General features: G+C 38.4%; 11 protein-coding genes, 13 tRNA genes and 1 riboswitch. Of the genes, 3 read left to right on the top strand and 21 right to left on the bottom strand.

Translation table 11 applies throughout. The features are described from left to right. The first annotated feature begins 241 nt into the window (after window positions 1-241). Window positions 242-532: a hypothetical protein gene (locus tag AC2YJL_RS26990; RefSeq protein WP_251569186.1), complete on the top strand. Its 291-nt coding sequence runs from the start codon at window positions 242-244 to the stop codon at window positions 530-532. 81 nt (window positions 533-613) lie between these two features. Beyond that, window positions 614-728: riboswitch (TPP riboswitch) on the top strand. A gap of 113 nt (window positions 729-841) precedes the next feature. Next, entirely contained in the window at window positions 842-2,611 is a 1,770-nt protein-coding gene (gene thiC / locus AC2YJL_RS26985; protein ID WP_195695516.1) for a phosphomethylpyrimidine synthase ThiC, read from the top strand. 167 nt (window positions 2,612-2,778) lie between these two features. On the opposite strand, the gene AC2YJL_RS26980 is transcribed toward thiC, so the two are convergent. The 8 genes from AC2YJL_RS26980 to queG all read right to left on the bottom strand — a co-directional run bounded on the left by AC2YJL_RS26980 (window position 2,779) and on the right by queG (window position 12,195). After that, on the bottom strand, window positions 2,779-3,234 hold the full coding sequence (locus AC2YJL_RS26980) for a VanZ family protein (RefSeq protein ID WP_223260248.1): 456 nt from the start codon (window positions 3,232-3,234) through the stop codon (window positions 2,779-2,781). A gap of 292 nt (window positions 3,235-3,526) precedes the next feature. Further along, complete coding sequence (locus tag AC2YJL_RS26975; RefSeq protein WP_230931719.1) at window positions 3,527-4,423, bottom strand: cation diffusion facilitator family transporter; 897 nt, start codon at window positions 4,421-4,423, stop codon at window positions 3,527-3,529. A gap of 144 nt (window positions 4,424-4,567) precedes the next feature. Beyond that, window positions 4,568-5,599 (bottom strand): DUF3231 family protein, encoded by a 1,032-nt coding sequence (locus AC2YJL_RS26970; protein ID WP_230931718.1) that lies wholly within the window; start codon window positions 5,597-5,599, stop codon window positions 4,568-4,570. A gap of 104 nt (window positions 5,600-5,703) precedes the next feature. Continuing rightward, a complete protein-coding gene (yhbH, locus tag AC2YJL_RS26965) occupies window positions 5,704-6,882 on the bottom strand; it encodes a sporulation protein YhbH (RefSeq protein WP_028412691.1) in 1,179 nt (392 codons plus the stop codon). A 324-nt stretch (window positions 6,883-7,206) separates the two neighbouring features. Continuing rightward, window positions 7,207-9,102 carry a PrkA family serine protein kinase gene (locus tag AC2YJL_RS26960; protein ID WP_013055179.1) on the bottom strand — a complete coding sequence of 632 codons (1,896 nt, stop codon included), beginning with the start codon at window positions 9,100-9,102 and terminating at the stop codon, window positions 7,207-7,209. 458 nt (window positions 9,103-9,560) lie between these two features. Beyond that, complete coding sequence (gene trmL / locus AC2YJL_RS26955; protein WP_016762878.1) at window positions 9,561-10,034, bottom strand: tRNA (uridine(34)/cytosine(34)/5-carboxymethylaminomethyluridine(34)-2'-O)-methyltransferase TrmL; 474 nt, start codon at window positions 10,032-10,034, stop codon at window positions 9,561-9,563. Window positions 10,035-10,098: 64 nt separating this feature from the next. Next, complete coding sequence (locus AC2YJL_RS26950; protein ID WP_195695519.1) at window positions 10,099-10,986, bottom strand: amidase domain-containing protein; 888 nt, start codon at window positions 10,984-10,986, stop codon at window positions 10,099-10,101. 72 nt (window positions 10,987-11,058) lie between these two features. Continuing rightward, window positions 11,059-12,195: a tRNA epoxyqueuosine(34) reductase QueG gene (gene queG, locus AC2YJL_RS26945; protein ID WP_251569185.1), complete on the bottom strand. Its 1,137-nt coding sequence runs from the start codon at window positions 12,193-12,195 to the stop codon at window positions 11,059-11,061. A gap of 129 nt (window positions 12,196-12,324) precedes the next feature. Here queG and AC2YJL_RS26940 point away from each other — a divergent pair, with 129 nt between their 5' ends. Then, the gene (locus AC2YJL_RS26940) at window positions 12,325-12,990 is read left to right on the top strand and encodes a B3/B4 domain-containing protein (protein ID WP_195695521.1); all 666 of its coding nucleotides are present in this window, start codon (window positions 12,325-12,327) and stop codon (window positions 12,988-12,990) included. A gap of 115 nt (window positions 12,991-13,105) precedes the next feature. Here the strand turns inward: AC2YJL_RS26940 and AC2YJL_RS26935 are convergent. The 13 genes from AC2YJL_RS26935 to AC2YJL_RS26875 form a co-directional block, all read right to left on the bottom strand. Continuing rightward, window positions 13,106-13,179 (bottom strand) — tRNA-Gly (locus AC2YJL_RS26935). A gap of 72 nt (window positions 13,180-13,251) precedes the next feature. Then, window positions 13,252-13,333: transfer RNA gene (locus AC2YJL_RS26930), tRNA-Leu, on the bottom strand. A gap of 30 nt (window positions 13,334-13,363) precedes the next feature. Continuing rightward, window positions 13,364-13,452: transfer RNA gene (locus AC2YJL_RS26925), tRNA-Leu, on the bottom strand. Between the two features lie 14 nt (window positions 13,453-13,466). Further along, a tRNA-Cys gene (locus AC2YJL_RS26920) sits at window positions 13,467-13,540 on the bottom strand. Window positions 13,541-13,572: 32 nt separating this feature from the next. Then, window positions 13,573-13,647: transfer RNA gene (locus AC2YJL_RS26915), tRNA-Gly, on the bottom strand. Between the two features lie 5 nt (window positions 13,648-13,652). Then, window positions 13,653-13,727: transfer RNA gene (locus tag AC2YJL_RS26910), tRNA-Gln, on the bottom strand. Between the two features lie 28 nt (window positions 13,728-13,755). Further along, window positions 13,756-13,831, bottom strand: a tRNA-His gene (locus AC2YJL_RS26905). Between the two features lie 30 nt (window positions 13,832-13,861). Then, window positions 13,862-13,935: transfer RNA gene (locus tag AC2YJL_RS26900), tRNA-Trp, on the bottom strand. A 5-nt stretch (window positions 13,936-13,940) separates the two neighbouring features. After that, window positions 13,941-14,024, bottom strand: a tRNA-Tyr gene (locus AC2YJL_RS26895). Between the two features lie 10 nt (window positions 14,025-14,034). Next, window positions 14,035-14,110, bottom strand: a tRNA-Thr gene (locus AC2YJL_RS26890). 25 nt (window positions 14,111-14,135) lie between these two features. Next, window positions 14,136-14,211: transfer RNA gene (locus AC2YJL_RS26885), tRNA-Phe, on the bottom strand. Between the two features lie 15 nt (window positions 14,212-14,226). Further along, window positions 14,227-14,302 (bottom strand) — tRNA-Asp (locus tag AC2YJL_RS26880). 3 nt (window positions 14,303-14,305) lie between these two features. Continuing rightward, a tRNA-Met gene (locus AC2YJL_RS26875) sits at window positions 14,306-14,382 on the bottom strand. Window positions 14,383-14,393: the final 11 nt, after the last annotated feature.

The following is a 14,393-nucleotide window of genomic DNA, read 5'->3' as shown; positions in this document are numbered from 1 at the left end:
TAAAAAGCATTCGCTGTGTTCGGTATAAATTCCGGGTCCTTAGCTAAAAATGAATCATCTAGACTATTTTTCTTTGGTGTGAAAAAATGACTAAATCATTATGTTTTTTCCATCCCCTTTACTGTCATCTATCATTTTAATCAACTAGTGCTTGCTTATACGGCATATCCCCTAAGTAATTTGAAACTTTTTTCTCTCTTTTCTCGTATATAGTAGTATCTTTTTTAGGAGGCTTTTTACTATGAATGGAAATGTACGTACAATGAAATGGATTACTGCTGGGTATGAAGCGTTACTCGGAATTCCTTTAATTGGCGCTGGGATTGTTATGGGCTTTAGTTATACCCCTCTTTTTATTGGATTTATTCTTCATGCTATCACACTCATTTTAGCGAATAGACGCGGGTTATCTGCTTATGGAAACATACTAGGACTTGTTACCTCACTGGTTGCTTGGATTCCATTTTTAGGGTTTATCATGCATATTATTACAGCTATTGTAATTGCAATCGACGCTGCTAGACAACGCTAATTGTCTAGCTTTTTTATATTAAGGGTTGATTTTTTACCGAATGATGGTAAACTTAAGCCGTAAATTGAATAATTCGAATGTTATTTCTACTAGGGGTGTCTGATAGCTCAGACTGAGAGAAGAGTGCAATAAAACTCTTTAACCCTTTGAACCTGATTTGGGTTATACCAGCGGAGGGAAGTAGTCTTGAAAAGAATAGTATATGTTTATTCTTTTTTCGCCTATTCCATCGGGTTCTGTCTATCACAGAACCCGATTTTTTTATGGTTCGGTATAGCTACACTTTATGCGAAACCGGAGGAATATGTAATGTCAAAACAAAATGTATCAGTTTCTATGAAAAAGCCTTTTCCAAACAGTCACAAAGTATATGTCCAAGGATCCAGAGAAGACCTTAAAGTGCCTATGCGTGAAATTCATCAGTCTCCTACTACAGGATCTTTTGGGGAAGAAGAAAATAGTCCCGTACGTGTATACGACACGAGCGGTGTTTATACAGATCCCTGTTATGAAATTAATTTACAAAAAGGATTACCGGCTCTGCGCGAAAAGTGGATTGCAGAACGAAACGATGTAGAAACATATCAAGGCCGTACGGTTCAGCCACAGGATAACGGTTATTATGATGGTGATCCAAGAGATCAGTACGAGCGCTTTATCACTAATCGTTTACCGTTGCGCGCGAAAAAAAATCAAAATGTAACCCAAATGCACTATGCGAAAAAAGGAATCATCACGCCCGAAATGGAATTTATCGCTATTCGTGAACAGATGGATCCTGAAGTCGTGCGTGAAGAAGTAGCAAGAGGACGTGCCATTATCCCTAATAATATCAATCACCCTGAGAGCGAACCGATGATTATCGGCCGCAAATTCCACGTGAAAATCAATGCTAATATCGGAAATTCAGCTATTCGTTCAGCTATTGAAGATGAAGTAGAAAAAATGACATGGGCAACGCGTTGGGGAGCCGATACAATTATGGATTTATCAACAGGAAAAGATATCCACACAACGCGCGAATGGATTATCCGCAACTCGCCTGTTCCTGTAGGGACCGTTCCTATTTACCAAGCGCTTGAAAAAGTAAAAGGTGTAGCAGAAGATCTAACGTGGGAAGCATATCGCGATACATTAATTGAACAAGCAGAACAAGGTGTTGATTACTTTACTATTCACGCAGGTGTTCTTTTACGCTATATTCCTCTGACAGCGAAACGTACGACAGGTATTGTTTCACGCGGAGGATCCATCTTGGCGCAGTGGTGTTTAGCTCATCATGAAGAGAACTTTTTATATACTCGCTTTGAAGAAATCTGTGAAATCTGTAAAGCATACGATATTTCTATTTCACTTGGCGATGGACTACGTCCTGGTTCCATTGCAGATGCTAATGATGAGGCACAGTTCGGTGAATTAGAAACGCTCGGTGAATTAACTAAAATTGCTTGGAAACACGATGTTCAAGTTATGATTGAAGGTCCTGGGCATGTCCCTATGCACCTCATCAAAGAAAACGTAGATAAACAAATGGAAATATGCCAAGAAGCTCCCTTCTATACTCTTGGACCGCTTACAACCGACATCGCTCCAGGCTATGACCATATTACATCAGGTATTGGGGCTGCAATGATTGGCTGGTTTGGGACAGCTATGCTTTGCTACGTAACGCCAAAAGAACATTTAGGTCTGCCGAATAAAGAAGACGTTCGAGAAGGCGTTATCACCTATAAAATTGCTGCGCATGCCGCTGACCTAGCAAAAGGCCATCCAGGAGCACAAAAACGCGATAACGCGCTGTCTAAAGCAAGATTTGAATTTAGATGGAATGATCAATTTAACCTGTCACTAGATCCAGAGCGCGCAAAAGAATATCACGATGAAACACTTCCCGCTGAAGGTGCTAAAACAGCCCATTTCTGTTCAATGTGTGGACCTAAATTCTGTTCGATGCGTATTTCTCAGGATATTCGTAACATGGCTCAACAAAATGAAAAAGATGTAAACGAAGTAAGAGAAGAAGGAATGAAAGAAAAAGCTAAAGAGTTTGTTAACAGTGGTTCAAATATCTATCAATAATGAAGTAGAACAGCTTAAAGAACAAATTAAGCTGCTTGAAAGAAAGTTATTATTTGTTCAGCAAAATTGTCAGCACATTATCGTTGAATCCTCACATTCTTCCGTAAAGCGCTGTATTAAGTGTTTCTATCAACAAGATGCAAAAAGGACTTCGTAAAGAAGTCCTTTCATCTTTTTTTGAAACGTGCTTTCAGCATGTTCTTAATCCAATATAGTATTTTAATAATAACCCAGCCTATAAATGTACCTAGAGTGTTCAAAAAGATATCATCAATATCAAATACTCGTTCCGTTAGCTTGTACTGTAAAATTTCAATCAGAAAACTGATTAAGAAACCCGTCGTAAACACTTGAATAAAACCATCAAACCACTTCATAAACAAAGGAATAAACATTCCAAGCGGCGCAAACATCACAATATTTCCTAATATATTTGTCAGAGTGAGCATTATATTGCCGCTTTCCCACATCAGCCGGATCGTGCTAAATAAATCCAAGTTCATTGCTTTTCCGTAAACATGTTCGTTTTCCCGTATGAGAGTAGCATAGATGACCACTGCCGCATACGCAATAAATAGAGTGAACATGACTTTTTTAACGATTGATCTGATGCTTACATTCACTTCAACATCACCTTCTTTGACTCCCAAAACCATTTATTATTATCTATATGTACCCGTCCACTGCTTTCATTCGTAGTGAATGTATTTACATGCTTTTTTATCCTATCACATCAATAAATAAATACAATTCCCTTTTATACAATTTTATTAAACTTGATTCTTTATAAGTAAAAAATAAGAATCCTTATACATTTTCGATTATAAAACCTCATTATTTTATTATACTTATTTCACTAATTTCTACATCTATAAATAATAAGAAGCAGCGATATAACAATTCGCTGCTTCTTATTTAGTCTGGATAATAAGGATTCAAATGGATTAATACTTCCTGAATATTATCATGTTTTTTCATAAGTGTTGCTTTAATTTCTCGTCCTAAATCATGACCTTCCTTAATTGTTTTAAAGTGGTCAATTGAAATACGTACATCCACTAATATGTAATGGCCATGTTCTCTTGCTCGAACGCGATCAATCCGCTTCACATCTTCAAATTCATAAATGCTTTCTTCAAGTTCTTTCAGTAGCTCTTCATCAATATTGCCTTCCATTAAAATTTGAAAAGACTCTCCCATCATTTGTCTGGCAATATTAAAAATTAAATAAGCAACAAAGATGCTGGCTATTTTATCTCCGTATAACAGCAGTTGAACATCCAATTTATCACCAATAATCGATAATAAAACACCAATTGCCGCTGCGATAGAAGCAACAATATCCGCTTTATGATCAAAGGCAATTGCCTCAATTGCCTTACTGTGGTGCTGCTTCGCTACGTTTAAAGAATAACGGTACAACAATACCTTTGCTATGTATGAAATAACAGCAATCCACATGGCTAAAATATTTGGAGATACGACCGGATGGAATAAACCAACGACTCCTTCAAATACCACATAAAATGATACAAGCAATAAAATAATTCCTACGATTCCTGAGACAATCACTTCTGCTTTTCCATGTCCATATGGATGGTCATCATCTGCTGGTTTATTTGCTACTCGTATAACCAACAAGACGATAATAGAGGCAAATACGTCCGCTGCAGAGTGAATACCATCAGCAAATACAGCATCACTATTTCCAATCCATCCTACTATTACTTTTCCTAGCGTAAGGGCAATATTGCTCCATACGCTAATCCATGCTACTTTTTTCGCAATGGACTCCCTTATACTGTTGTTCATTTGCACACCTCGACTTACTTCTTGAAAAATCAGCTTTTTTATCTTATCACTGCTCATTCAAGTGGGTCTAGAGCAACCTATTTTCGCTTAGCTATATATGTTTCAGTACCGCAAAATTACTGATAATCTACAACATACTCCTTATTATTTCTCCGCCAACTTCTTACGGTCTGTTGCCATTGGAGGTTCTTCCATCCAACCTTGCTCAATCATAATCCGAATTCCATCTTTTCCATACTTCCCTATACGCCCGATTAGCTGAGAAAATTCTACTGCGACATCTGAACGGAACGACATAGACAAGCCAGCACCACAGTTATCAATAGCGATCGTCACAGCTGTGGAAGTATGATACATCATCAGTTTATCTGAAAACGGTGAAATCGTTGAGTTGGTTACATACGCATCAAGCAGACGCGGACTTGGTAGGTCAGCTTCAGACAATAACTCAGTGAATTGCTTGATTTGCTTACTCGCAAGCTTGACTCCATCAAAAAAATAAGAGCGTAATTTTTGTGTGGTAGCTACTTGACTAAATGCCAGCATCAGCGTTTTACCTAATACATTTGTATTAACAATTTCTTGAATAGCCGTAACCTCCAAAGAAGTTAGAGGATGCATTTGAGAGAAAAATGGTGATATAAACGTTTTCTCGTCCACAAAATTTACTTTTACAGGATAAGGAATAACCGGAGGTCTCATCAGCATGCTTTTTCTTAAAATAACGTGGTTAGAATCCTCTAAAAGGCTGTCGCTTTCTTTTACACATCGAGACAGGTGATCATAAATATCTTGCCTTCTCACTGCGCTTAGCGCTCTAGCATATTTCTTCATACCTCCAATTGCCATTTCATTTACATAAATAGCCATAAAAATATCATCAAATAAAGCAGGAACTCCTTTGTTCACATCTTGTTCCCCAAAACCTACTGGTATTGGAATTTTTTCCGAACTGAATAATTCCGTCAATTCGTCTACATGAGTTTGTGAAATCTGATGGGCTTTTTTTAAGAGCTCCTTAATCTCGGCATCTTTTACAACAGATAGAAAATACCCAAGAACACATACATACAGCGTATCGCCTAAATATTGCGCCCATAGGTAACCTAACTCAGCTGCGTTCAACCGCTCATTTTGTTGATGTTTTTGCATTTCGCTCTTTATATTTTCGTTCATTCACTTATTCTCCTTTTGGATAAAGTCGTACTTTTACTATCTCCAAAGAAGCGCTGAATAAACCGCATAAAAAAGACCTAGATAACAAGTCTAGGCCTTTTAGGTTAAGCATATTTCTGGTCTTCTGTTTCTTTTCTAAAAAAGCTTTTCATCGCGTGAAAAACGTCTGATTTTTGTTTTAAAATAAAGTGTCTAAAACTTTCGTCTTGAATATTTTTGTAAGCAGACATTAAAGTGGAATGTCGATTGTACTGATTCACTTCTCCATACCCAAACATATTTGACACTTTCATTAATTCATTTACTAACTTTACACACCTTGCGTTATCTGAAGTTAAATTATCTCCATCTGAAAAATGAAACGGGTAAATATTATAGCGGCTCGGATCATACTTTTGGTTAATTAATTCAAGCGCTTTTCGGTAAGCAGATGAGCAAATGGTTCCCCCGCTTTCTCCTTTGGAGAAGAAGTCTTCTTCTGATACTACTTTTGCCTCTGTATGATGGGCAATAAACTCAATTTCCACTGTTTCATATTTCGTACGTAAAAAGCGTGTCATCCAAAAGAAAAAGCTTCGTGCCATATATTTTTCCCATATGCCCATCGAACCGCTCGTATCCATCATAGCTAAGACGACTGCTTTCGATTCCGGCTTTATAACTTCATTCCACGTTTTGAATTTTAAATCCTCCGGATAAATAGGATGAAAAGCAGGCTTTCCTGTCATTGCGTTTCGCTTATAAGCGCTCATCATCGTTCGTTTTTTATCAATATTCCCCATCAAACCTGTACGTCGTATATCATTAAATTCAATGTGTTCCACAACAATTTGATCAGATTCTTTTCGCTGAAGATTAGGCAATTCTAATTGAGCAAATAAAGCCTCTTGAAGCTCCATGAGTGACACTTCCGCTTCAAAGTAGTCTTCTCCAGCCTGGTCTCCTGCTCCTTGACCTTTTCCTGCTCCTTTTTGACCATCTCCAGCAGATCCGTCACGTGCTACTACATCCCCAACTTTACTGTCTCCATCACCTTGACCCACATGTTTGTTTTTATCATAATTGTACCGAATTCGATATTCATCCAATGATTTGATCGGAATTTTAACAACTTCTCTTCCATTGGACATCACGATATTTTCTTCTGTAATTAAATCCGGTAAATTATTTTTAATTGCTTCTTTAATTTTTTCTTGATGTCTTTTTTGATCATCGTGGCCTTTACGATGGAGGGACCAGTCTTCTTTTGAGACAGCAAAACTTTTATCTACTTCTTTTCCCACGCTATTCCCCTCCTTATTAAAAAAACACCTGCACGTTTTTACTCGGCATGCATAAGCTATACCGAAAGTTTCTGACAAATACCTTTAGTTCAAAGGTTGGTTACTCTTATCCTATGCGCAAGAATGGTATACTTGCTAACTAATTCTTTCACTATTAACTATTCATTTTATAGTGTCTAGTGTCATGTATATGTTTATGACTTATCATATGATGGTTAAGTGCAATGCGTACTACACATTAGCCTAATTATGCAGGGTTTATTTTAAGAGATAAGAAAAACATGGCACAGATCGGAAGTGCCATGTTTTCTTGTTAGTACTGAGTTATCGATTTAACAAACTTCCTACATAGCGCAGCAGTTCATTAGCAGAGACTGAATTGTATCCATGCTCATCAATCAATCGAGCCACTACTTCATTTACTTTCTTCAGCTGCTGCTCATCTGGTGTTTTAGTGGACGTTGTAATTTTCACTACGTCTTTTAAATCCGCAAACAATTTTTTCTGAATCGCTTCGCGTAAGCGCTCATGGGAATTATAATCAAATCGTTTTCCTTTACGTGCATAAGCGGAAATACGAATTAAGATTTCTTCGCGGAATGCTTTTTTTGCATTTTCTGAAATACCAATTTGTTCTTCAATTGAACGCATTAATTTATCATCTGGATTTAACTCTTCTCCTGTTAGCGGATCACGAAGCTTATTTTTGTTGCAGTATGCTTCAACATTATCTAAATAATTATCCATTAATGTTTTAGCGGACTCTTCGTACGAATAAACGAACGCTTTTTGCACTTCTTTTTTAGCAATTTCATCATATTCTTTACGCGCCAGAGAAATATAATTCAGGTAACGCTCTCGATCCTCAGCAGAAATAGACGCATGCTGTGCCAGCCCTTCTTTCAATGAACGCAGTACATCTAATGCATTGATTGATTTAATATCTTTTCGAATGATGGTAGATGAAATGCGATTAATGACATAACGAGGATCAATACCGCTCATTCCTTCATCCGTATACTCTTTTTGTAACTCTTCTACGTCTGCATCGTTATAGCCTTCTACAGATTGACCGTCGTATAGGCGCATTTTCTTTAATAAATCAATATCGCCTTTTTTAGGCTCTTTTAATCTCGTTAATGTAGTAAATATAGACGCAATACGTAACGTATGAGGGGCAATATGAACATCTGATACGTCACTTTCACGAATCATTTTGTCATAAATTTTTTCCTCATCACTCACTTTTAAGTTATATGGAACAGGCATTACAATAATTCGTGAATGCAAAGCTTCATTTTTCTTATTGGAAATAAACGAGCGATACTCTGTTTCATTTGTATGCGCTACGATTAATTCATCTGCACTAATTAAAGCAAATCTTCCTGCTTTAAAGTTTCCTTCTTGGGTTAAAGAGAGTAAATGCCATAAAAATTTCTCATCACATTTTAACATCTCCTGGAACTCCATCATTCCCCGGTTTGCTTTATTAAGCTCTCCGTCAAAGCGGTAAGCACGCGGATCTGACTCAGATCCATACTCTGCAATTGTTGAAAAGTCAATGCTTCCTGTTAGGTCGGCAATGTCTTGAGATTTCGGATCAGAAGGACTGAACGTTCCAATTCCAGTTCTTTTGTCCTCTGAGAAGAAAATGCGTTCGATAATGACGTCTTCGATTCTGCCGCCATACTCTTCCTCTAATCGCATTGTATTTAAAGGAGATAAGTTTCCTTCGATTCGAATACCATATTCTTCAAAGAAGTCTTTACGTAAATGATGTGGAATTAAATGCAGCGGATCTTCATGCATTGGGCATCCTTTAATAGCGTAAACAGCTCCTCGATCAGTAAGCGAATAAGCTTCAAGCCCTCTTTTTAACATGGTCACTAGCGTCGATTTACCACCACTTACTGGACCCATTAAAAGTAAAATACGTTTACGAACATCTAAGCGCTTTGCAGCTGGATGAAAATATTCTTCCACCAAGCGTTCTAGCGAATCTTCAAGTCCAAACATTTGTCCACTGAAAAATTTATAATGTCTTTTACCATTTACCTCTTCAATTCCTGCATCCTTTATCATGTTGTATACTCTAGAGTGTGCAGGCTGAGCAATTAAAGGCTCATCTTTAATCAGCTTTAGGTACTCTTCAAATGTCCCTTCCCACTTAAGACGATTCTCTTCTTCGCGGTATCTTTCAACTTTCTTTAATATATCCATTAAAGGACCTCCCCTACTAGTTATGGTGCTAGTGAACAAGATTAATACAATCTATGCAGCAAAATGTTTGAACATGCTTTTTAAATTGTAAAATTCAGAAATTTGTCCTTGCTAGGCATTCACAGTGAAGTATTTATTGGCTATAATAAAAGAGTAAGAAGGAACGGTTAAACTTTGTTAGAGAACTTATGTCTCTAGAAAAGTTATTTTGGCATTATTATCATCATGAGATATGGGAAGTCGGTTTTAACTGCAGTAGCTATATAATCCTTTTAATTAGATTGAGGAGGAAAATCAATGCGCTTACTTTTAGTATTAGGAGTAACAATTGCTTTTTTAGCATCCATCTTCAGAGCGGGATACAATGATAAACCGGGCGTTAAAAAATAACCACTACATATCATCGTCGACATAAATAAAAAAGCGAGGTTCAATAAAATTTGAACCTCGCTTTTTACTTAAGATAAACCAGCATAATTTTGTTGACGCAGCGCTTCATAGATTAAAATAGCTGCTGTATTAGATAAATTTAAAGAACGAACATTTTCTGTCATCGGTAAACGAAGACATCTTTCCATGTTCTCTTCAATAATGTGCTTTGGCAGACCCTTTGTTTCTCTTCCAAATACGAAGAAATGATCCTGCTCTAAGTCACTATAATCAAATGTTGTATGTGGCTGCTGACCAAATTTTGTGATGAAGTAGAAACCTGCTTCAGGATACTTTTCGAATACTTCTTCTAATGAATCATGATACACCACATTGACAAATTCCCAATAATCCAATCCAGCTCGCTTTAACATTTTATCATCTGTTGAAAAGCCTAACGGCCGAACTAAATGCAGCGTCGTATTTGTTGCTGCACATGTTCGCGCAATATTTCCTGTATTTGCTGGAATTTCTGGTTGAAATAACACTACGTGTACTCCCACAAATTTTCACCTCTGCTAACAAATCTATTCATCATTATACCACTAACTTGCTAAAACGAAAGTCTTACCGATCAACGATATGGAAAAAATCATACTTAATCTTTGGCGTGTAAGCCGTTGAATCTTCATAAGCCCAATATCTCATTCGACTATTATACGTGTTCGCATTCACGAGAGGCATACCGTGACCGTCTTTTGCTACAACAATGGTCGTATGATTCCATCTTCCATCTCCTTCAAAATCGTAGCAGATAACGTCTCCCGGGACAAGTTCGCTTGCTGAAGATTTCCTCACTGCCCGAAGTCCTGATTTGGAGTTACTTAAATAGCTGTGCATGGAATGAGCAACTGCCCAGCTATAGCTCCAGGCGTTCCCTCTCATCCACCATCCGTTTGCTTTTTTAGGATATCCCCGCATCGGCGCCTTTCCTGCATGCAAACACTGTGAAATATAGTTGGTGCAGTTTACCTCAAACTGCTTATAACTTTCATTAGGTTTATCCCAATGTTTTTCTGCATACTGAACAGCCGCAAGACGATCATAATAAGAGGCTCTTTCTTCGCCTTCCTCTACTTCTTCTACATCCATTTCAACTTCATCTTCAGAAAAATCCTTTACCAGCAGCTCATCTTGAATAAGCGTATCTTTATAAAAAAGAGCTAAACGATCTTCAATTTCTTCTTCTATATAGAAAAAATCGTCTTGTTTTAAAAATGCCTGAATGTGGACCTTATATAATACTCTTGTTTCTTCCTGATCCGTATGAGCAGATTGAATAGAACCTTTCATATTACATTTTAAAACATCAACTTCTCTTTTTTTTATAAGAGACCGCTTTAGCTCACACTGCTGTTCAATGAAAGGCTTAAAGTCTTCATGAAGCTCACCTTTTACATAGCTGTCCGCACGCGCTTTAATTAAAGTATATAATACATTCCTTTTTGTTAGCATAATGTCACCACTTTTCTAAGCGTTTATTATACGCTATGACTCATTAGCTAACTTTATCAATAAAAATACGGTTTAGATCTCTTGAAGCATCTCTATACCTTTTGACATTTCTTCCATTACTTCTTGATCCTTTTCTTTTTCTCTTAAGTTCATAAGTGTATCTAACGCTTCTTTATCGCCAATTTTGCCTAACGCCCATGCCGCTGTTCCTCGAATGACAGGGCGAACGTCATTTTTAATTAACTCAATTAAATCTGGAACGGCGGTTTGATCTTTAAAATGGGCCAGTGCAATAATGGCATTACGCTGAATTGGCTTTTTCCCTCTCCAAGAACCTGAAACATGTCCAAATTTCTCTTTGAACTCACGATTACTCATCGTTAAGAGCGGTTTTAATTTAGGCTTCGCAAGTTCTGGGTCAGGCTCCATCTCAGGGTGAAAATGAAAGTCTTTTCCTTTATTTTCAGGACACACAGTTTGACATGTATCACAGCCATATAAACGATTGCCTAATTTACTTCGAAATTCTTCAGCTAAAAATCCTTTTGTTTGAGTTAAAAAGGCAATGCATCGCTGCGAATTCAGCTGACCGCCTGTTACAAGCGCGCCGGTAGGGCACGCGTCCACACACTTATTACAAGTACCACAACCGTCCTCTATCGGTTTATCAGGAGGAAACGGGATATCTGTAATCATTTCTCCTAAATACACGTAGGAACCGAATTCAGGTGTAATAATGGCACAGTTCTTACCGCTCCAGCCAATACCAGCTCTTTCTGCTACAGCTCGGTCCGACAGCTCGCCTGTGTCTACCATTGATTGAAGGATAGCTGCAGGTACTTTTTCTTTTATGAAGGTTTCAAGCTTTTGAAGCCTATCACGTAGAACCGTATGATAATCTTGCCCCCAAGAAGCACGGCAAAAGATTCCTCGGCGATCTTCCTTTGTGCTCTTTGGTGCATCCTTTAATTTAGAAGGATATGCAAGTGCAATTGAAATAATAGATCTAGCTTTTGGAACAACTAATGTGGGATCTACTCTCTTTTCAATATCAGGTTCTTCAAAGCCTGAAGCATAACCTAACTCTTGCTGTGCTAACAATCGATTCTTTAACTCATCAAACATAGAAGCACTCGCAAATCCAATCTTATCGATTCCAATCTCTTTGCTGTATGAAATAATTTCTTCCTTCAACTGATACGCATTCATAGTGAGTAATGGCCTCCTTTCTAAGAAATTCTATATATTCATGCATTGAACTGTTTTCTCACTCAATGAAATGATAGGATGGTATCTATAAACGAACAAATACTAATTATAATAGAAAGGATCAAAAAAATGAACTTTACATTATCGCCCACTATTAAACAGCTTTGCCCTTCTTTTAAAATGGGAATCATTCAGTATAAAAATATTGAAGTTGGTGATTCTCCTCAAATGCTAAAAGGACGTCTACGCCTCTTTCAAGAATCCATTTATTTCGACCTTGAGTCAAAAAAAGTAACAGAATTTGAAGGTGTTAGCGAGTGGAGAAAGCTTTTCAAAACATTTGGAACTGATCCAAGTAAATACCGTCCTTCTATAGAAGCTTTAATTAGAAGAATAGGAAAACAAACGTATTTGCCTTCTATCAATTCTGCAGTGGACATTAATAACTTTTTTTCATTGCAATATGAAGTCCCAATTGGAATTTATGATTCCTCTAATTTAGAAGCTCCCATCGAATTTACTATCGGTAAAAAAGAAGAGTCTTATGAAGCTCTAAATGAACGTAACATTTCTTTAGAAAATAAAATCATTTCAAAAGATGCCCTAGGAGCTTTCGGAAGCCCTTATGTCGATTCTAACCGAGCGTACGTAACTGAAAAGACAACAGAAGCTGTACAGTTCATTTATTTAAAGCCTTCACTTTCAGAAGAACAGGCTTATAAACTAACTAAATCCCTAAGTGACATGTTCATTCAAATTCACGGCGGCGAAGCAACCTATCAAGTCATTAACTGATGTACGTAAATATAGCGTCTATCTTGAAAAGATAGACGCTATATTTATGCTAAAAATAAAAAACGCAACATCTCAGCTTGGAAAGCGAGACACTGCGTTGTGATAACAATATGTATGGAGCGGGTGATGAGAATCGAACTCACGACATCAGCTTGGAAGGCTGAGGTTTTACCACTAAACTACACCCGCAAATATTATCAAAATTTGTCGACCGATAAGTAAAAATAAAAACAGGAAGCATCCTGTCAAGTAAAGCTAAAGTACCGATGGTCGGGGTCGAACCGACACTCCCGAAGGAACACGATTTTGAGTCGTGCGCGTCTGCCAATTCCGCCACATCGGCAAAATAAAAAAGGCAATTTAAAATTATAAATGGTGCCGAGGGCCGGACTTGAACCGGCACGGTAGTCACCTACCGCAGGATTTTAAGTCCTGTGTGTCTGCCAATTCCACCACCCCGGCAGCTTGTAAATAAATGGAGGCGGCAACCGGATTTGAACCGGTGATAAAGGTTTTGCAGACCTCTGCCTTACCACTTGGCTATGCCGCCATTTACTCAAGACTAAATAACTTTATTAAAATTGGAGCGGAAGACGAGGTTCGAACTCGCGACCCCCACCTTGGCAAGGTGGTGTTCTACCACTGAACTACTTCCGCATATATGGCTGGGCTAGCTGGATTCGAACCAACGCATGACGGAATCAAAATCCGTTGCCTTACCGCTTGGCGATAGCCCAATATTGGAATATGCATACCGTTTATAAATGGGGCGACTGATGGGAATCGAACCCACGAATGCCGGAACCACAATCCGGTGCGTTAACCACTTCGCCACAATCGCCACGTATATATGCAATGTTATTTTTATAATTGGCAGGGGCAGTAGGAATCGAACCCACACTGACGGTTTTGGAGACCGTAGTTCTACCTTTAAACTATGCCCCTGTAAATGGTGGAGGGGGGCAGATTCGAACTGCCGAACCCGAAGGAGCGGATTTACAGTCCGCCGCGTTTAGCCACTTCGCTACCCCTCCACAATAACTGTGGTGCCGGCAAGAGGACTTGAACCCCCAACCTACTGATTACAAGTCAGTTGCTCTACCAGTTGAGCTACACCGGCATTTTAAAAACAAATGTTTTTAAAATGGTGGCTCGGGACGGAATCGAACCGCCGACACAAGGATTTTCAGTCCTTTGCTCTACCAACTGAGCTACCGAGCCTTATTAAATTTAAAATGGCGGTCCCGACGGGAATCGAACCCGCGATCTCCTGCGTGACAGGCAGGCATGTTAACCGCTACACCACGGGACCACTTGGTTGCGGGGACAGGATTTGAACCTGCGACCTTCGGGTTATGAGCCCGACGAGCTACCGAACTGCTCCACCCCGCGATGATAATATA

Source organism: Priestia sp. SRI_019 (assembly GCF_057586255.1).
The sequence above is the reverse complement of the archived record's forward strand: the minus strand, read 5'-3'. Positions and strand labels throughout refer to the sequence as shown.